Here is an 18,755-nt window from a genome sequence, read left to right on the forward strand (position 1 = left end):
TCAAGCCCGCCACCTGTCACACCTTGCGGCATTCCTTTGCCACCCACTTGCTGGAGGCCGGGCAGGACATCCGCACGATCCAGGAACTGCTCGGCCACAAGGACGTGGCCACCACGCAGATCTACACCCACGTGCTCAACCGCGGCGGACACGGTGTGTTGAGTCCGCTGGATCGCTGAGCCGGCGTGCAGGCCGGGCGCCTCAGGGTCACCCTGGCTGGGGCCAGTTGAGCTCCACCGCATGCTGCACGCCGTCATCGAGCAGGGGAATGCGACCGTCTGGTTGCTCTTCGCCGTCCAGCCACACGGCGGGCGCCGTTCCCGCATCGCTTTGCCGCAGGTCGATGCGATAGAGCGTGTCGCGATGGCGATAGTCCATGCGGAAGCCATCCCAGTCCGGCGGCAGCACCGGCGCGAAGCGCAGGTGGCCGGCTTCCAGCTGCAGGCCGAGCAGGGATTCGACGATCAGCCGGTACATCCAGCCGGCGGAGCCGGTATACCAGCTCCAGCCGCCGCGGCCGATGTGCGGGGCGACCGCGTAGACGTCGGCGCTGACCACGTAGGGCTCGACCTTGTAGACGTCCACCGACGCGGCGTCGATGCCGTGGTTGACCGGGTTGATCATGCGCAGCAGTTCCCACGCGCGGGCGCTGTCGCCGAGTTCGGCGAACGCCATCGTGGCCCAGATCGCCGCGTGCGTGTATTGCCCGCCGTTCTCGCGCACGCCCGGCAGGTAGCCCTTGATGTAACCCGGGTCGACGGCGGAGGTGTCGAATGGCGGATCGAGCAGCTGGACCAGGCCGGCGTCGCGCCGCACCAGGTGTTGATCGAGCGAGTCCATCGCCTGCTGTCGTCGCTGGGCCGGGGCCATGCCCGACAGCACCGACCAGCTCTGTGCGATCGAGTCGATGCGGCATTCCTCGCTGCCGGACGAACCCAGCGGCGTGCCATCGTCGAAGTAGGCGCGCCGATACCAGGCGCCATCCCAGCCATGCTGTTCCAGCGCCAGGTGCAGCTGGCTGACGGCGCTGGCGCAGCGTTGCGCGAATGTGTCATCGCCGTGCAGTCGCGCCAGCTCGGCGAAGCGGGTCAGCACGTCGCCGGAGAAGAAGCCCAGCCAGATGCTTTCGCCACGGCCGGCTTCACCGACCCGGTTCATGCCGTCGTTCCAGTCGCCGCCGCCGATCAGCGGCAGACCGTGCGCGCCGCGCCGGCCCAGGCTGTGGTTGATCGCGCGCACGCAGTGCTGGTACAGCGTTTCGCGCAGCCCGGCGGGTTGCGGCAGGTCGTAATACGATTCTTCGCCGGGTTGCAGCGCCCGGCCATCCAGGTAGCCGACCATTTCGTCGAGCACGCCGCGGTCGCCGGTGGCCAGCACGTAGCGGGCGGTGGCCAGCGGCAGCCACAGGTAGTCGTCGGAACAGGTGGTGCGCACGCCGCGGTCCAGCGGCGGATGCCACCAGTGCTGCACGTCGCCCTCGACGAACTGGTGCGCGGCACACAACAGCAGCTGCGCGCGCGCCAGTTCGGGCGCCGCGTGCAGGGTGGCCATCGAATCCTGCAGCTGGTCGCGGAAACCGAACGCGCCGCCGGACTGGTAGTAGCCGCTGCGCGCCCAGATGCGGCAGGCGATGGTCTGGTACAGCAGCCAGCCGTTGGCGAGCACGTCCAGTGCCGGCTCCGGCGTGCGCACCTGCACCGCACCCAGCGTACGCGCCCAGTGCGCGCGCACCTTGTCCAGCGCGTCGACGGCACTGCCGTTGCCGCGGAAGCGCTGCACCAGCGCCCGGGCGTCGGCGGCATCACGGCCAAGCCCGAGCCGGAAGATCAGCTGGCGCTCGCCACCAGCTTCCAGCGCGACATGCGACTGCAAGGCGGCGCACGGATCCAGCCCCGCGCCCAGCCGGCCGGACAGATGTGTACGCGCCAGCGCTGCGGGCGCATGCATGCTGCCGTTGCGGCCGAGGAACTCGCTGCGGTCGCCGTCGATGCTGCGCGCCGCGTCCTCCACGTCGAGGAAGGCCACCCGGTTCGGAAACTCGGTGTTGTAGGCGTTGCGGGCGAACAGCGCGCCGCTGGCCGGGTCCGATTCGGTGACCACGTGCATCGCGGTCTTTTCGCGCAGGTCGCCAAGCAGCCACTCCACGTAGGCGGTGACGCTGAGCCGACGTGGCTGGCCGGAGTCGTTGCGCAGTTTCAGCACCGAGAACTTCACCGACGCATCCAGCGCCACGTAGACCCACAACTCGGAATGGATGCCACCCTCGACGTGTTCGAACACGCTGTAGCCGAAACCGTGACGCGTGGTGTAACTGCCGCTGCCCCGGCGTGGCAATGGCGTCGGCGACCACACCTGCCCGGTTTCCTCGTCGCGCAGGTACAGCGCCTCGCCGCTGCCGTCGCTGACCGGATCGTTGTGCCACGGGGTCAGCCGGAACTCGTGGGCATTCTCGCCCCAGGTATAGGCGCTGCCGCTTTCGGAGATCACCGTGCCGAAGTGCGGGTTGGCCAGCACGTTGCACCAGGGTGCCGGCGTGGGTTGGCCCGGCTGCTGCACGATGACGTACTCGCGCCCGTCGGCGCTGAAGCCGCCGTGCGGGTTGGCCAGTTGCAGCGCCGCGGTGGTGTCGGCTACTGGCGCCTGGCCGCCGCTCGCTGCGCGCGTGGCGCGCGAGGCTTCGAAACGCGGCGCATGCGACTGTGCCTGCCGGCGGCCGATCTGCTCGGCCAGGCTGCCGCGCGCATCGCCGAGGATCAGCCGCGCACTGGCCAGCATCACCGCGCGGTCCTCGCTGGAAAGCTGCTGCGACGGACGCACGAAGATGCCGCCGGGACGGTCGAGCAGGCTGGCCTCGCTGCCCGATGCGATCAGCCCCATGATCTGGTCCTGCAGTTCCTGCCGGTAGCCGGCGCGATCCTCGTTCCAGATCACCAGGTCCACCGCCAGTCCCTTCAAGCGCCAGTACGCGTGGGCCTGCACCAGCTGGCGCACCAGTTCGATCCGCGACGGGCTGGCGATCTGCAGCAGCACGATCGGCAGGTCGCCGGAAATGGATTGTCCCCACAGGCCCGACTGGCCGCGCCGGTTGGCGCGCAGCACGGCCGGCGCGGCGCGCAGGCTGTCGTTCGGGTACAGGATGCTGGTGGCCATGTGCTCGTACAGCTGCGCATCAGCCAGGCTGGCGTTGAGCTGGCGCAGCAATACCTGGCTGTGCGTCCAGGCCAGGTCGAACACGCGATCGGCCAGGTGCCGGTCGCGATACTTGCCGATCAGTTTCAGGCAGCCTTCGCGTTGCTCGGCGATGCCGCTGACGAAGTCGATGATCGCGGTCTGGTCGGGGTCCAGGGTGATCCGGCAGCGGATCGCCATGATCGGATCGAGCACCGAGCCGTCGCTGTTGGACAACTGCACCTGCTCCGAATCGAGCACCTGCGGATTGGCCGTGCTGCGGCCGCGGCCGATGAAGCGGGCCCGATCGGTCTCGTAGGAGATCGCGTCGATGTCGGCGTCGTGCACCGCCAGCAGGTGGAACATCCACGGCATCTGTTCGTCGGCGGCGCGCGGGCGCCGCGTGCAGACGATCGCCTGCAGCTCGGGAACCAGTTCGGTCTGCACGAACAGCTTGCTGAAGGCCGGATGCAGCGCATCGGCGATCGCTGGCGCCAGCACCACTTCGACGTAGCTGGTCAGCTCGATCGTGCGTCGCGTGCGACCGCGGTTGGTCAGATGGGTGCGGCGCAGTTCGATGTCGTCTTCGGGCGACACCACGATCTCGGTATGCGCGTCGAACTCGCGCTCGCGCACGCGGAACTCGGCGCGCGACTCGGAGAAGATCGCCTCGAACAGCTCGGTCGGCTGGTTGGTGGGCTGGTAGGCGGTGGACCAGCAGCTGTTGCTGCCGACGTCGCGCAGGTAACAGTAGGCGCCCCAGTTATCGCGCGTGATGTCCTCGTGCCAGCGCGTCAGCGCCAGCTCGCCGCGGCGGCTGTAGCCGCCACCGGCACTGCTCAGCATCACGTGGTAGCGGCCGTTCGACAGCAGCTGCACCGCGGGCAGCGCGCGGTCCGGGTCGGTGAACACGCGCAGGCGCCCTTCGGTCGCGCGGCTGTCGCCACCCAGTTCCGGGAAGCCGGTGGCATGCAGGTATTCGGCGGCGGTCTTCGGCACGCGTTCCTGCAGCAGCAGGCTGCTCGCCTGGAATTGCGGATGCGATTCGAAGCGCCGCTGCATCGGCCGGTCCAGCAATGCGTAGTCCAGCGCCAGCAGGGTCATGCCCTGGTGGTGCGCCATGAACTGCCGCACGATCGCCGCATCCTGCCCCACCGGCAGCCGGGCCGGCGTGTAGTCGATCGCTTCGTACAGGCCGTAGCGACTGCGCGCGCCGGCATCGGCCAGCCGCTGCAGGTTTCGGGTGGCCGCGGCGGGGGCCACCATCATCGCCAGTGCGCTGGCATACGGCGCGATCACCACGTCGTCACCGAGCCCGCGCTTCAGGCCCAGGCCGGGCACGCCGAAGGCGCGGTATTGATAGGTGAAGTGCGCATCCAGCGTGTTGTAGCCCGATTCGGACACGCCCCACGGAATGCCCAGCTGGTTGCCGTATTCGATCTGCCGGGCCACCGCGGCGCGGCAGGTCTGGTCGAGCAAGGTGCCTTCGAAGCCGGGCATCACCAGGGTCGGCATCAGGTATTCGAACATCGAGCCGGTCCACGACAGCAGCACCGGCTCGCCGCCCACCGTGGTCAGCAGCCGGCCCAGCGCGAACCAGTTGTCCTTCGGCAACTGGCCCTGCGCGATGCCGACGAAACTGGCCAGCCGCGCTTCCGACGCCAGCAGGTCGTAATAGCCGGCGTCCAGGCGATGCTGGTCGACGTTGTAGCCGATCGCCAGCAGGTCGCGCGTGCCATCGTAGAGAAAACGGTAGTCCATCTGCGCCAGTTCGTCGGCCTGATGGGCCAGCTGCTCGATCAGCGCGATTCGCGCCGCGGCGCGCGCGCGCACGCCTTCGGCATCGGCGTGGTCGGGCCAGCACAGCGGCTCGATCCGCGCCAGCTGGCGCAGGGTGGGAATGCCGCTGAAGCCCACCGGTTCGTCGGCGAGCGGGTCCAGCGCCAGCAGCACGGCATCCGTGTGCAGTTCGCTGGCCTGCGCGCACAAGGTGTCCAGCCAGAAGCGGGCTTCGCCGTCGGCGTCGGCGCGGCTCGAATGGGCCAGCGCCAGCGCCAGGTCGCGCACGCGGGCCAGCACGGCGCGGACATCGCTGCAGGTCGATGGCGGGGTGGCGAGGGCCGCGACCAGGGCCTGGCGCAGCGGATCCAGCGCGTCGCTGCCGCCCCGATCCAGCGCGTCGTGCAACAGGTCGACGGTGTCGAGCAGGCCTTGCAGCAGCGAGGGCGTGAAGACCGGCGTGTCGATCAGTTCGAGCAGGCCCGGATACAGCGTGAGCAGGTGACCGGCGAGGTTGCCGCTGTCCACCGCCGACACGTACAGCGGTGCCAGCGGCTGCAGGTTTTGCGTGTCGTACCAGTTGTAGAAATGACCGCGATGGCGCGGCATCTTCTGCAGGGTGGCCAGGGTCAGCCGGGTGCGCTCGAGCAGCCGCGCGCTGCCGATGAAACCGAAGTCGTGCGCGGCCAGGCCGGCCAGCAGGGCCATGCCGATATTGGTCGGCGAGGTGCGATGGGCGACCGTCGGGCCGGGTTGTTCCTGCAGGTTGTCCGGCGGCAGCCAGTGCTCGTCGGCATTCACATGCACATCGAAAAATGCCCACGTCTGCCGCGCCAGCGTGCGCAGGAAACGCTGCTGCTGCGCATCGGGCACGAACGCATCGTCGCGGCGCGGCTGGCTGATCCACCATGCCAGCGCGGGCGAGACCAGCCACAGCAGCAGCAGGGGCGCGGCCAGCCACAGCATCAACGGACGCTGCAGCGCCAACGCCGCGGCGGTCAGCAGCGCCAGCGCCGGACCGATCCACATCAGCCGCCACATCGCCGACGCGGCGTTGCTGCTGCGCCGCTCGACCTCGCTGGAGGTTTGCCACTGCAGCAGGTTGCGGTGGCTGACTGCCATCCGCCACAGCGTGCGCACGATCGCGTCGAGATGGTATTGCGCCTCGTGCGGCAGCCAGGCCAGGCCAAGGCCCATCCGCACGAAATGCTGCAGGCCGTCGTGCAGGCCGGCGCGCAGGTGCTGGTCCAGCTGCACGTCGCGTGGCTTCTGCACCAGGTCCAGCAGTGCCGACAACAGCGGCGGCACCAGCACCATCGCCAGCACCGCCAGCGTCCACGACAGCGCGGGCGAGATCGCCAGCCAGCCAGCCAGCAGCAACACCAGCAGCGCGGCCGGCACCAGGCTGCGGCGCAGGTTGTCCAGGATCTTCCAGCGCGACAGCGCGGTCAGTGCGTTGCGCTGCCAGCCGTCGTGCGCGGTCGGCGCCCACGGCAGCAGCCAGGGCAGCAGCTGCCAGTCGCCGCGGATCCAGCGATGGCGACGCTTGACGTCGGCGCTGTAGTGCGACGGGTAGGTCTCGAACAGCTGGGTATCGCTGAGCAGGCCCGAGCGCGCGTGGCAGCCTTCGACCAGGTCGTGGCTGAGGATGCGGTTTTCCGGGAAGCGCCCATCCAGCGTGCGTTCGAAGGCATCCACGGCGTAGATGCCCTTGCCGATGAACGAGCCTTCGCCGAACACGTCCTGATAGACGTCCGAAACCATCTGCGTATACGGATCGATGCCGGCGTCGCTGCCGTACAGTTGCGCATAGCGCGAGCGTGCGGTGCTGGGCAGGCTGATCCCCACGCGCGGCTGCAGGATCGCGTAGCCGCTGACCACGCGGCGCAGCTCGGGGTCGTACACGGCGCGATTGAGCGGGTGATCGATCGTGCCGACGAAGGCCTGCGCCGCATCGCGCGGCAGTTCGGTGTCGGTGTCCAGGGTGATCACGTACTGCACCGGCGGCAGGCCGGCGATGTCGCCCACGACCAGCATGAACGCCGCGCTGTCACCGGCGCGCAGCAGGCTGTTGAGGTCGGCCAGCTTGCCGCGCTTGCGCTCATAACCCATCCAGCACTGTTCGGCGGGGTTCCAGCGACGCGGTCGATGGAACAGGAAGAAGCGGTCGGCCGCGGCGCTGGCGTAGCGGTCGTTGAGCGCCTCGATGCGCCGCTGCGCCAGGCGCAGCAGGGCCTCGTCGCCGGGCAGCGTCTCGCGGTCGGCGTCGGAAAAATCGGTGAGCAGGGCGAAGTGCAGGTGTTCGTCGCGGTTGCCGAGGAAGCGCACCTCCAGTGCCTCGACCAATGCTTCGACGTCTTCCACGCTGGAGAACAGGCTGGGGATCGCAACCAGGGCGCGTGCACTGGCAGGGATGCCGCTCGAATAGTCCATCCGCGCCAGCTGCTGCGGCGCGATCGACAAGGTGGCGAGCCAGTTGAGCAGGCTCAGGCCGAGCTGGCTGGCCAGGATGGTGGCGGGAATGGCCAGCGCCAGCAGCGCCCACAGCGGCAGCTGCTGGTGCGCCGCGGCAGCTACCAGTGGTTGCGCGAACGCGAAGGTCAATACCGCCAGCAGGCCCAGGTAGATCGGCAGTGGCGCGCGGTCGAATGCCCGTTGCAGCGCCACGCCGACGCGCGGCCGGATGCCGAGGTGACGTTCGAGCTGGGGCCGTCCCCGATCGACCAGGTAATAGCCGACGTGTTGCGCCAGCGGATTGTCGTCGCCGTTGGCGAGCGCCGCGGCGCTCAGCGCGACCGCGGCTTCGGCCACCACCACTTCGGACAGGCGGTGGTGGCGTGCGATGGCTTCGACGACGTGGCGGTAGCGATCGCGGGTGGCAAAATCCATCGCCGCGTAAATGCCGGCCGGGTCGCCGCGCAGGCTGCGTTCGACCAGGCTGCATTGTTCGGTGAAATCGCGCCAGTCGATCGCCGCCAGCGTGCGCAGGCTGCCAATGCTGTTGCTGATGCTGACCTGGTTGGTCGCCTGCTGCTGGGCCTCCACCTGCACCAGATGCTCGATGCTCTGCCCCGAGCTGGCCAGACGCTGCTCGATCCAGTTCAGCGGCAGCACCAGCGCGGGGCTCTGGCCCTGCAGCCGACGGGCCATTTCGGCCACGAACGGGCCGTTCATTGGCGGATCCGAGCGCGCCATGTCGGCGACCACCAGCACCACCGAGTTGGGGTCGCGTTCGATGGTGGCGATCAGGCTGTCGGCCCAGCGCGCGGCCCGGCCGCGATAGCGCCAGTCGGCCATCACGCGTGCGGCCACCCGGCGCAGGTTCTCGATCAGCGCCAGCCGCAGCATGATCGGGATCGCCCACAGTTCGCCCAGCTTCAGCGGCGCGACATCCTGGTAGGCCTGCACGAAGCGCTGCAGGCTGTGCGTGTCGACCCGGCCGTCGCCGTGCGAAATGATCTCCAGCGCGATGTCGTAGACCCGCGGCAGGCCGGCCGACGGGCCTTGTGCCAGCCGCGACAACTCGCGGCTGTAACCCTTCGGCAGATGCCGCCGGGCGATCCGGATCTGTTCCTCGACCAGGTAGAAATTGTCCAGCAGCCATTCGCCGGCCGGAGTGATCCGCAGCTGCTTGCGGGTGGCGTGGGTCAGGCGCTCGCAGGCATGCGCCAGCACCGCCTCGTTGTCGGCCAGCCGCGCCAGCAGCAAATCGGCATTGCGCCGCGAGCTGAGCCGGTGCTGGCCGGCCAGCGCACGGCCGTGGCGCTCCATCTGCTCGGCGCTGAACAGTTCGGCGCGCAAGGCCGGTTCCTGCTCGGGCCGGGTGCGCGCCGCGGCGCGCCGCCGCCGGAACGCATTCAACCGACGCAGTTTGAGCAGGTCGAGGAAATTGCCGATATTCAACGAGGACTTCCTGGTGGCTGCCGGCGGGCGATGTGCCCCGGCGAATCTGGCCTGGTGCGGCGACTCGCCGCCGCCAGCGCCGGCCACGAGGCTACGCGCCGCCATGTGAAGGGCATGCACGCTACGATGGACGCTTCCCTTCACCGGAGTCATGCCGTGCCACTGCAGATTCGCGCCGCCGATCCCGCCGATCCCGCCGACCTTGCCGACCTGGTCGCGTGGAATGCGGCCATGGCGTGGGAGACCGAACAGAAGAAGCTCGATCCGGTGATCCTGACACGCGGTGTCCGCGGCGTGTTCGAGCAGCCGCAGCGCGGCTTCTACCTGATGGCCGAACGTGACGGCGATGCGATCGGCAGCCTGCTGGTGACGCGCGAATGGAGCGACTGGCGCTGCGGCGACTTCTGGTGGATCCAGAGCGTCTACGTGGTGCCGGCGGCACGTCGCGGCGGGGTGTTCCGGGCGCTGTATGCCGAGGTCGAGCGGCGCGCCGCGGCCGCCGGCGCGGTCGGCCTGCGGCTGTATGTGGAAACCGAAAACCGCCACGCCCAGGCAACCTATGCAGGCTTGGGCATGCAGCGCTGCCACTACTTCATGTACGAGATGGCGCTGCCGGGCAGCGCGGGCTAGCTGCGCGGAGCGTGCATGGCGTGCGGCCCATCGCCAGCCCCGGCGGCGTCAGCCATGCGGGCTTTGCATGCGTGCTTGCGGCTCGGCGGATGCGGCCAGCAGCTTCTGGAATTCCACCGCCGGCATCGGCACGCCGTACAGGAAGCCTTGCAGCTGCGAGCAGCCGGCATGACGCAGGAAGCTGCCCTGCTCGCGGGTTTCCACGCCTTCGGCGATCACATCCTTGTTGAGGCTGCGCGCCATCGCGATGATCGAGCTGGTGATGGTGGCGGTATCCCGATCACCGATGATGTCGCGCACGAACACCCGATCGATCTTCAGCGCGTCGATCGGAAAGTGCTTCAGGTAGGACAGGCTGCAATAGCCGGTGCCGAAATCGTCCAGTGAAAGACGCACGCCGCGCTGCTTGATCCGCTGCAGCAGGCCGGTGGTTGCCTCGCCACCGGACATCACCATGCGTTCGGTCAGTTCCAGTTCGAGCATGTTCGCCGCCAGACCGGTCTCTTCCAGCACGTCGTCCAGCCAGTTGAAGAAATCCGCATGCTGGAACTGCAGCGGCGATACGTTCACCGAAATCGGCAGCTCGTGTCCGCCCTGCTGCCACATGCGTGCCTGGCGGCAGGCCTGGCGCAGCACCCAGGCGCCGATCGACAGGATCACGCCGCAGTCCTCGGCCACCGGGATGAACTGGTCAGGCTTGTACAGGTCGCGCCCGTTGACCTGCCAGCGCAGCAAGGCCTCGGCGCCGACGATGCGTCCGCTGTGGGCATCCACCTTCGGCTGGTAATGCAGTTTCAACTCGTTGCGCGACAACGCCTCGCGCAAGCCCGTTTCGATCCGCCGCTGTGCGCGCGCGCGTTCGTTCATCGACGCGGTGAAGAACCGATAGCCGTGCTGGCCTTGCGCCTTGGCCGCCACCAGCGCCGTTTCGGCGTGCTGCAGCAGCTCGTCGGCGGTGGTCGCGTCGTCCGGATACACGCTGATGCCGATGCTCAGATGCAACGCCAGCGTCGGCATGCCGGCGATGCGCGTCTGCTCGCCGTGGGTGATCAGGTCCAGGCACAGGCTGGCTGCCTCGCCGGCACTGTCGATATGCGGCAGCACCACCACGAACTCGTCGCCGCCATAGCGGCTGAGCAGTTCGTCGCCGGGCAGGCAGCGCTGCAGCTGGCTGATGAACGAGCGCAGCACCTGGTCGCCGGCGCTATGCCCGACCAGCTCGTTGACCTGCTTGAAATTGTCGATGTCGATGTAGAGCACGGCGGCACGCTGCCGCCGCCGGCTGGCGCTGTCGATCGCCCGGTTGACATGGCCGGGCAGCTGGCTGCGGTTGGGCAGCCCGGTCAGCGTGTCGTGCTGGGTCAGGTGGATCATCTTCAGTGCCAGCGCGCGGTTTTCGCTGACGTCGTGGAACACCAGCACGCCACCGATCACGTTGCCGGCATGGTCGTGGATCGGTGCCGAGGAATCCTCCACCGGCGTGTCGAAGCCGTGCCGATGGCGCAGCAGCGTCTTGCCGGCCAGGTCGACGATGGCGTTCTGCTCGATCGCCGCGCGCAACGGGTTGGCCACCACGTGGCCACCCTCCGCGTCGAACAGCTGGAAGATTTCCTCGATCGGCCGACCGCCGGCCTCGGCACTGCTCCAGCCGGTCATCGCCTCGGCGATCGGGTTCAGCGAGGTGACGCAGACCTCGGGATCGGTGGTGATCACCGCGTCGCCGATCGAGCGCAGGGTCACTTCGGCCAGCTCGCGCTCGCGGTGCAGCGCGTCCTCGAAGGCCTTGCGCTGGCTGATGTCCTGCACCTGCGACACGAAGTACAGCGGCGCACCAGCCGCGTCGCGCACCAGCGACACGCTGAGCAGGATGTGCACCACGTGGCCATCCTTGTGGAAGTTGCGCTTCTCCAGCTGGTAGGAATCGCGCTCGCCGGCCAGCAGCTGGGCCATCAGCGCTTCGTCCGCGGTCACGTCCTCGGGATGGCTGAGCCGGGCGATGTCCTGCTGCAGGAGCTCCTGCTCCGAATAGCCGAGCATCTGGCAGACCGCCGCGTTGACGCGCAGGAACTGGCCGTCCGGATGGGTCAGCGCCATGCCGATCGCGGCATGCTGGAACGCGCTGAAGAAGCGTTGCTCGCTTTCGTGCAGCTGCAATTCCAGGGTGCGCCGTTCGGTGATGTCGATCAGCGCGGTGAAGACGCCACAGACATGGCCGTCCTGATCGAAGTCCGGCTGGAAGTTGCCGTGCGCATAGCGGCGCTCGTTGCCGTTGAACAGTTCGCCCTCGTAGCTGGCGGGCGCGCCGGCATAGGCCTGGGCCAGCGCCGGCCCGGCCAGCTGATGGTTGCGTTCGCCGACCACCTCGAGCAGGCACCTGCCGATCAGCCGCTGCGGGTCGAGGCCCAGCCAGCTGCGATGGGTCTCGTTGGCGTAGCGGAAGCGCTGCTCGTGATCGAGGTAGGCCAGCAGGACCGGGGTGCCGTGCAGCACCTTTTCCGACCAGTCCGGCCGCTTGGCGAGCGAAGGCAGTACCTCGGCAGACTTGGGCGGCCGCATCGCGCTTCCATCAAGGTGGCGCCCCCTGCGGCGCGCCACCATCATGCGCCGAGTTCCCGCGTTTGCCCAGATGCTCGCGCCGGCCCCGGCCGATCGCCGCAGGCCGTTGAAAAGCCGCCGGCTAGTGCAGGATCGTCGCCGGTGCACCCAGCCTGCCGTGCTCGTCGAGCACGATCCGGCCCAGCGCATGCAGGTCGCCGGTGCCGCCGTAGCGGTCGGCCAGCAGGGCGAGCAGGCGGCCCAGTGCCTGCGGCTGCAGCGGCCACGCATGCGCCAGTGCCCGCGACTGACCCTGTTCGCCGCGCTGCGCGACCGTGATCGCCACCACGCCCAGCCCCGGCGCCTCGTGCGCGAACAACGCCGGTGGGTCGTAGCAGGAGTCCGCGGCGGCCAGGGTCTCCAGCAGATAGCCCTCGGCGTGCTCGACGGTCAGTGCCGGCGTGGCCTGCAGCTCGATCGGCAGCTGATGGGCCTGCAGCAGCGCCGCATACTGGCGCAACTCGAACACGATGCCGGCCAGTCCATGCGCGCGCTGGGCGAGCTCGCCGCCCTGCCCGGCCAACCATTGCGACGGCGACTGCGCGAACACCTTGCCGTCGGCGTAGCGCAGCGCCAGACCGCGCGCGCTCAGCGCGGATTCTTCGCGCTGCGGGGTCAGCAACGCGGTCTCCAGCAGTGACCACAGCGGCGCCAGGTTGACGTGCTCGTATTGCACGCAGGTCAGTGCGAGCAGATCGTTGCGGCTCAGGTAGCGCACATGTTCCAGGCGGATGCCGAGCGTGCGCATCAGCCAGTCGGCGGTGAGCGTGCCGGCCTCGCCGCGGCCGACCAGCTGGATCTCCAGTTGTTCGGACAGCGCCTCGGCCAACGCCTCCGGCGCCAGCAGGCTGATCGGCAACAGCCGCATCGGGCCGCCCGCATACAGCGCCGAAGGCTCCAGCGGCTGCGCCGGCATGTGGCCGTCGTGACTGCCGAACGCCACCACGTTCTGCAGGTGCCCACGGGGCACGCGCCGGGCCAGTTCGTCGAGCGTGCTCCACACCGGGAAACCGGGGCGCAGCAGTTCCACCTGATCGAACAAGGCGCCGGCCAGCGCGAGTCGGGCCGCATCCACCTGCGGCACCAGCGTGTGCAGATCGCTGGCCACCAGCGTGGCCAGCTCGGCGGCCTCGTCGCGGGTGAGCGTGCAGCGTGCCGGCGGCTCGCCCGCGACCGGTTCCAGGGCCAGCACGACAGGCAGGGCGAGCAGCGTTTGCGCTTCCACGGGATTGAGATCCAACAGACAAAGAGCGCAATTCTACCAGTGACGATGCGCCGACCCGTTCAGATGTGGGCAGACAGAGCCGGCCCCGGCCCATCGAAATGGGTGCTGGCGTGATGTCGGTGCTGAACGGAGCAGCACCTCCCCGGGTGTTCTGGGCTTTCGCCGCACGGCATGGCGGGTTAGCCTTGACGGACTTGGTTGTCGGACAGTTTCGAGCATGGAAAACCCGCAAAAGCGCGTCGGCATCATCGGCGGTGTACGCATTCCGTTCTGCCGCAACAACACGGCCTATGCCGACGTCGGCAACTTCGGGATGTCGGTGAAGGTGCTTGGGGCACTGGTGGAGCGCTTCGGCCTGCATGGCGTGGAGCTGGGCGAAGTGGCGATGGGCGCGGTGATCAAGCACGCCTCCGACTGGAACCTGGCGCGCGAGGCGCTGCTCAGTTCGGGGCTGGCGCCGACCACGCCGGGCATCACCACGGCGCGTGCCTGTGGCACCTCGCTGGACAACACCATCATCATCGCCAACAAGATCGCCGCCGGGCAGATCGAGGCCGGCATCGCCGGTGGCTCGGACACCACCTCGGACGTGCCGATCGTCTACGGCACCCGCCTGCGCAAGCGCCTGCTGGCGATGAATCGCGCGAAAACGCCGCTGGACAAGCTGAAAACCGCGCTGCGCGGATTCTCCTTCGGCGAACTGAAGCCTTCTTTCCCCGGCGTGGCCGAGCCGCGTACCGGCAAGTCGATGGGCGACCACTGCGAACAGATGGCGCGCGAGTGGCAGATCAGCCGCGAGGCGCAGGATCAGCTGGCGCTGGACAGCCATCACAAGCTGGCCGCCGCCTATGCCGAAGGTTTCTTCGACGACCTGCTGGTGTCGTTCCGCGGCCTCAAGCGCGACGGATTCCTGCGACCTGATTCGAGCATGGAAAAGCTGGCCTCGCTGAAGCCGGCGTTCGACAAGCGTTCCGGCCACGGCACGCTCACCGCCGGCAATTCCACCGGCCTGTCCGATGGTGCCGCCGCCGTGCTGCTGGGCAGCGACGCCTGGGCGGCGCAGCGCGGCCTGACCGTGCAGGCGTATCTGCGCGATGCGGAAGTGGCCGCGGTGGACTTCGTGCACGGCGAGGGCCTGCTGATGGCGCCGACCATCGCGGTGCCGCGCATGCTGGCGCGCAACGGGCTGAGCCTGCAGGACTTCGATTACTACGAGATCCATGAGGCCTTCGCCGCACAGGTGCTGTGCACGCTGCGCGCGTGGGAATCGGCTGACTACTGCAAGCAGCGTCTGGGCCTGGATGCACCGCTGGGTGCGATCGATCCGGCCAGGCTCAACGTGCACGGTTCCAGTCTGGCGGTGGGTCATCCGTTCGCCGCCACCGGTGCGCGGATCGTTGCCACCTTGGCGAAGATGCTCGAACAGAAGGGTTCCGGCCGCGGCCTGATCTCGATCTGCACCGCCGGCGGGATGGGCGTGACCGCGATTCTCGAGCGGCCGTGAGCACGGCTGCCTGACGTGCCGCGCCTGCGCGTGACCAGCGGCCTCAGCCTGCTGCTGCTTGGTCTGGGTATTGTCGGCACCGGTTGGCTCAGCAGTTTCACCGAAATCTGGCCAGGACCGCCGCAACGCTATCTGGCCGCTGCACACACTGCGGCCAGAGTGACGCCGCGCACCATCCACGCGTCGACTCATGTGACGCATACGCCGCGCCGGCCGCGTTACCGCCCGGCCGTCGTCGAGCCGACTCCGCCGGTCGCCCCGGCGACGCCGGAACTGGTGCCGGTGGCCACGCCGTCGGACAACTCGCAGCCATGGGATACGCTGCGCGGCCACCTGGATGGCCGCGTGGTGCTGCACGTGGACATCGACGTCGACGGGCGGGTGGCCGGCGCGAGCCTGAGTCAGTCCAGCGGTGATCCCGTGCTCGACCAGCACGCACTGCGCAGCGTGCGCGGCTGGCGCTTCGCGGTACCGGGGGATCATCCGGACGGCTTCAGCGGTGAATTGCCGATGCGCTTTTCTTCGCAGGGCGACGGCGTCGCCCGCGTGCCCTGACAGGTGGCAGCCCGCCGTGTGGGCGATGATCTTCCGTCCCCGTTCCCCGTTGTTCCCCAGAGCAAAAGCATCGCCCTGACAGGGTGGGCTCCTACAGCACGCCTTTCACCCCGACGCCGAAGGCAGTCACCATGCGGGTGATGATCAGCTTCGGCGACAGCGCCACGTCGGGGAAGTCGCCGACCGGCTGGTAGCAGGCGAAGAAGTTGGGGTCGGTGGCACGCATCGGCTGGCAGCCGGGTTCGAGGTCGTAGCTGGTGGCGTAACGGAACGGCCACAGATCGAACAGCGGCAGGCTTTCGGAGACCGTGCCGATGGCCTGGTTGATGTCGGTCAGCACCGGCACCTTCGATTCGCGCGGCGCGACCACCCAGGCGTTCTCCGGCTGCACGCTGCGCATGATGCTGTGGCGCAGCTGGTCGGCGAACGCGTGGTCGTAGACGATCACCCCCGCCTCGGTGTTGTAGTGATCCGAGCGCGGATCGAAATTGTGCGAGCCGACCATCGCAAACGAGTCATCGACCACGATCGACTTTGCATGCAGGCCGAAGCGCCGGCCCGCGCTTTCCAGCGGCGCCGGCCGGTTGTTGCTGCCACGGCTGCCGAGCAGGTGGAAGCGCGCTCGCGCGGGACTGGCCGGGCTCACGATGTCCAGTGGCAGGACGCCATCGCCGCTGTCCAGATTGGCCAGTTCGTTGTCCACCGCAGCGCTGGGGGCGTGCGGCTTGAGCTCGTGGATCTCGAAGCCGAACTTGGTGAGATAGCGCTTGCGATGCTTGTAGGACATCGCATACACCGCGAATGCATCGGTGGAAGCCAGCGAATTGGTCGAGACGATCACCCGCGGCGGCTCGGGCCGGCGATGCAGCACGCGAAAGATGTGCTGCGCGCGTTTGCTCATCACCAGGTACGGCGTCTGCAGCAGCACCTCGCGCTTCGCCTCGCTGACCATGCGCATGATGTGGCGGGTGAAGTCGAGCGCACGCCGCTTGTCCGGCTTGTCGGTCTTGGCCGGCAGGTCGCTGAAGAAATCCACCTTGCCCACGCGCAAGCTCGGATCGATCAGCCACGCCTGCAGCCACGCCGGGTCCTCGGCCGCCTGCTGCAACTGGGCCACCCGCTGCGGACGCCGGTAGACGGGCGCGGGCCAGGTGGGCGCGGCACTGTCGCCGAGGATGCGCTGGTTGACGTCACGCAGGTGAGTCAGCGGTGATGCGCGCGGATGGTTCCAGAACAAGGTGAAACTGGCCGCCATCTCGCGCGCCGCCGGGCCGCCGACCATCACGTCGCGGTCGACGTAGTCGAAGTCATCGTCCCAGTTGAAGTAGCGATCCTGATAGTTGCGGCCACCGGTGATGCCGATCAGGTCATCCACCAGGATCAGCTTGTTGTGCATGCGCTGGTTGAACTGCATGAAACAGCACAGCACGCCCGCGGCGAACTCCAGCGGCTGGGTGCGCGCCTTGTGGAAAGTGGGGTTGTATAGCCGTACCTGGAGGTTCGGGCTGATCCTGGCCAGTCGGTCGAGCAGGTCGACGTTGCCAAACGAAAACAGCTGGTCGGCCAGGATGCGCACCTGCACGCCGCGGCGCGCGGCGCGCACCAGTTCGTCGAGCATCAACTGGCCGGCGTCGTCCTGGTCCCAGATGTAGGTTTGCACGTCGATCGACTGGCGCGCGGCGCGGATCAGGTTGACCCGCGCGGCCAGCGCCGGTTCGCTGTCGTCGAGCAGGGTGACCACGTGGACCGGTTGGTCCGGCGTCGACGCCGCGAGGGCTGCCGCCGCGGCGGCCAGCAGCGGTGAAGGCGTGGCGCAGTGGTCGGGCTGATCGCAGCTGCTGCTGCGATTGGTGGTGGCGGCGACCACCGCATCGGCGCGGCGGATCTGCCCGCGGGAGACCGTGCAGCCCTGCAGCAGCAGCAGCGCGAGCAGTAGCGGGAGAGTGAGCCGACGCAGGAAAGTCATGGATGAATCATACGTGCTGCGCATGCCGCAGCCGTGAGGACACGGCCGCAGGCGTTGGCAGATCGGATTCGTACGATGCCCGGCGATGATCCGGACAAGTCAGCGCGAGCAGGTCGTCAGGGCGACCAGAAGGCATCCAGCCGCGCGTTGCCCGGCTCCAGCGCGCCGTTCAGATGCAACACGGCCAGCGCGCCGGGCGGCATGCCGCGGAATTCGTCGGAGCGACCCTCGACCAGCAGGGCGACCAGCCGCTCGATGCCGGGATTGTGGCCGACCAGCAGCACGGTGCCGGCATCGTTGTGCTGATCGAGCAAGGCCAGCAGTTCGCCGGGCGAGGCGTCGTAGATCTCGACCGCCTGTTGCGGCACCGGCGCATTGTCGATGGCGGCCAGCGCCAGGCGGGTGGTTTCGTCGGTGCGCCGGGTGGGCGAGCACAGCACCCGATCCGGACGCAGCTTGTGGGCGGCCAGCCACAGCCCGGCGGCCTGGGCCTCCTGTTCGCCGCGGCGGCTCAAGGGGCGTTGCTGGTCGTCGCCGCTGGTTTCTATCGGCACCGCTTCGGCATGGCGCAACAGGATCAGTTCGTGCATGGGGAACTCCGGCGGTGGTTGCGCGAGGCGCGCGGGAAGCTGGATGGGCAGGCGCGCTTCATGGCTGGCGCTTGATCCAGCGCAGCAGGGCTTTCCAGTCCTGCTGGTGGCTGCGTACCTGTTCGGACTGGTAATCGAAGATGCCCTTGCCGAGGCCGGCGAGCAGCACATAGGCCTGGCTGTCGCGCAGTTGCGCGGCGATCGGGAACGGTGACTGCTCGGCCAGCCGGGCGACCGCATCCTGGCTGGCATGGGTCCATGGCTTGAGCCGGTTGGCGACCAGCGCCACCGGCAGCTTGCCGCGATGGATCCGGTTGATCGAGCGCAATTCGTCGAGAAAGCGCAGCGTGGCGTCGAGGTCGAACGAGGACGGCAGCACCGGCACCAGCAGCACGTTGGCCAGCTCCAGATAAGGTTCGAGTTCGCGTTCGCCGGAGCCGGCCGGGGTATCGATCAGCAGTTGCCCGGTATCCGGCGGCACCCGCTGCAGGCCGCGTCGGCCGCCTTCCAGTGCCAGCACGCCAGGGACATTGTCCGGTCGCAGCTCGGCCCAGTGGAAACTGGAGTGTTGCCGGTCAGCGTCGACGATGGCGGTGTGTTGCCCCGCCTGTGCCCAGTGCGACGCCAGCTGCGTCACCAGTGTGCTCTTGCCGCAACCACCCTTGCTGCTTGCCACCAGCGTCGTAAGCATCGGATCACCCTTGCCACGGAAGGTGATCCCAGCCTACCGGGCGGGGCGGGAAAGGGGAATCCCGGAACGCGAGGTGACGGGAGGGCCGTGGGAGGCGGGCGCGCGGCCGACCGCGGCAGGCGCCGGGCAGCGCGCGCTCTCGCTCGCGG

At 68.6% G+C, this 18,755-nt stretch carries 10 protein-coding genes; 4 read left to right on the top strand and 6 right to left on the bottom strand.

What is annotated here, in order from left to right:
- Window positions 1-179, top strand: a 179-nt coding sequence (locus ACQGNJ_RS02470; RefSeq protein ID WP_426687676.1) for a tyrosine-type recombinase/integrase, incomplete at its 5' end; no start/stop codon positions are given.
- 28 nt (window positions 180-207) lie between these two features.
- Here the strand turns inward: ACQGNJ_RS02470 and ACQGNJ_RS02475 are convergent.
- Entirely contained in the window at window positions 208-8,850 is an 8,643-nt protein-coding gene (locus tag ACQGNJ_RS02475; RefSeq protein ID WP_426687677.1) for a glycoside hydrolase family 94 protein, read from the bottom strand.
- Between the two features lie 156 nt (window positions 8,851-9,006).
- On the opposite strand from ACQGNJ_RS02475, the gene ACQGNJ_RS02480 reads away from it, so the two are divergent.
- Window positions 9,007-9,480: a GNAT family N-acetyltransferase gene (locus ACQGNJ_RS02480; RefSeq protein ID WP_426687648.1), complete on the top strand. Its 474-nt coding sequence runs from the start codon at window positions 9,007-9,009 to the stop codon at window positions 9,478-9,480.
- Between the two features lie 48 nt (window positions 9,481-9,528).
- On the opposite strand, the gene ACQGNJ_RS02485 is transcribed toward ACQGNJ_RS02480, so the two are convergent.
- A complete protein-coding gene (locus ACQGNJ_RS02485; RefSeq protein ID WP_426687649.1) occupies window positions 9,529-12,036 on the bottom strand; it encodes a sensor domain-containing protein in 2,508 nt (835 codons plus the stop codon).
- Window positions 12,037-12,157: 121 nt separating this feature from the next.
- Complete coding sequence (locus ACQGNJ_RS02490) at window positions 12,158-13,300, bottom strand: hypothetical protein (protein WP_426687650.1); 1,143 nt, start codon at window positions 13,298-13,300, stop codon at window positions 12,158-12,160.
- 217 nt (window positions 13,301-13,517) lie between these two features.
- Here ACQGNJ_RS02490 and ACQGNJ_RS02495 point away from each other — a divergent pair, with 217 nt between their 5' ends.
- Together ACQGNJ_RS02495 and ACQGNJ_RS02500 are read left to right on the top strand one after the other, a co-directional pair.
- Window positions 13,518-14,804, top strand: a complete 1,287-nt coding sequence (locus ACQGNJ_RS02495) for an acetyl-CoA C-acetyltransferase (RefSeq protein WP_426687651.1) — start codon at window positions 13,518-13,520, stop codon at window positions 14,802-14,804.
- 15 nt (window positions 14,805-14,819) lie between these two features.
- A complete protein-coding gene (locus ACQGNJ_RS02500; protein ID WP_426687652.1) occupies window positions 14,820-15,359 on the top strand; it encodes an energy transducer TonB in 540 nt (179 codons plus the stop codon).
- Window positions 15,360-15,450: 91 nt separating this feature from the next.
- On the opposite strand, the gene ACQGNJ_RS02505 is transcribed toward ACQGNJ_RS02500, so the two are convergent.
- The 3 genes from ACQGNJ_RS02505 to ACQGNJ_RS02515 all read right to left on the bottom strand — a co-directional run bounded on the left by ACQGNJ_RS02505 (window position 15,451) and on the right by ACQGNJ_RS02515 (window position 18,606).
- Window positions 15,451-17,325, bottom strand: a complete 1,875-nt coding sequence (locus ACQGNJ_RS02505) for a phospholipase D-like domain-containing protein (RefSeq protein WP_426687653.1) — start codon at window positions 17,323-17,325, stop codon at window positions 15,451-15,453.
- A 116-nt stretch (window positions 17,326-17,441) separates the two neighbouring features.
- Entirely contained in the window at window positions 17,442-17,915 is a 474-nt protein-coding gene (locus ACQGNJ_RS02510; RefSeq protein WP_426687654.1) for a SixA phosphatase family protein, read from the bottom strand.
- 58 nt (window positions 17,916-17,973) lie between these two features.
- Entirely contained in the window at window positions 17,974-18,606 is a 633-nt protein-coding gene (locus ACQGNJ_RS02515) for a nucleotide-binding protein (protein ID WP_426687655.1), read from the bottom strand.
- Window positions 18,607-18,755: the final 149 nt, after the last annotated feature.

It is taken from the genome of Rhodanobacter ginsengiterrae, from assembly GCF_050026815.1.
Taxonomy (GTDB): domain Bacteria; phylum Pseudomonadota; class Gammaproteobacteria; order Xanthomonadales; family Rhodanobacteraceae; genus Rhodanobacter; species Rhodanobacter ginsengiterrae.

What these genes read in the sequence shown, in the direction of transcription:
- ACQGNJ_RS02510 (WP_426687654.1), bottom strand. Translation starts at nt 17,915, where the DNA reads ATGCACGAACTGATCCTGTTGCGCCATGCCGAAGCGGTGCCGATAGAA.
- ACQGNJ_RS02485 (WP_426687649.1), bottom strand. Translation starts at nt 12,036, where the DNA reads ATGCGGCCGCCCAAGTCTGCCGAGGTACTGCCTTCGCTCGCCAAGCGG.
- ACQGNJ_RS02505 (WP_426687653.1), bottom strand. Translation starts at nt 17,325, where the DNA reads ATGACTTTCCTGCGTCGGCTCACTCTCCCGCTACTGCTCGCGCTGCTG.
- ACQGNJ_RS02515 (WP_426687655.1), bottom strand. Translation starts at nt 18,606, where the DNA reads ATGCTTACGACGCTGGTGGCAAGCAGCAAGGGTGGTTGCGGCAAGAGC.
- ACQGNJ_RS02495 (WP_426687651.1), top strand. Translation starts at nt 13,518, where the DNA reads ATGGAAAACCCGCAAAAGCGCGTCGGCATCATCGGCGGTGTACGCATT.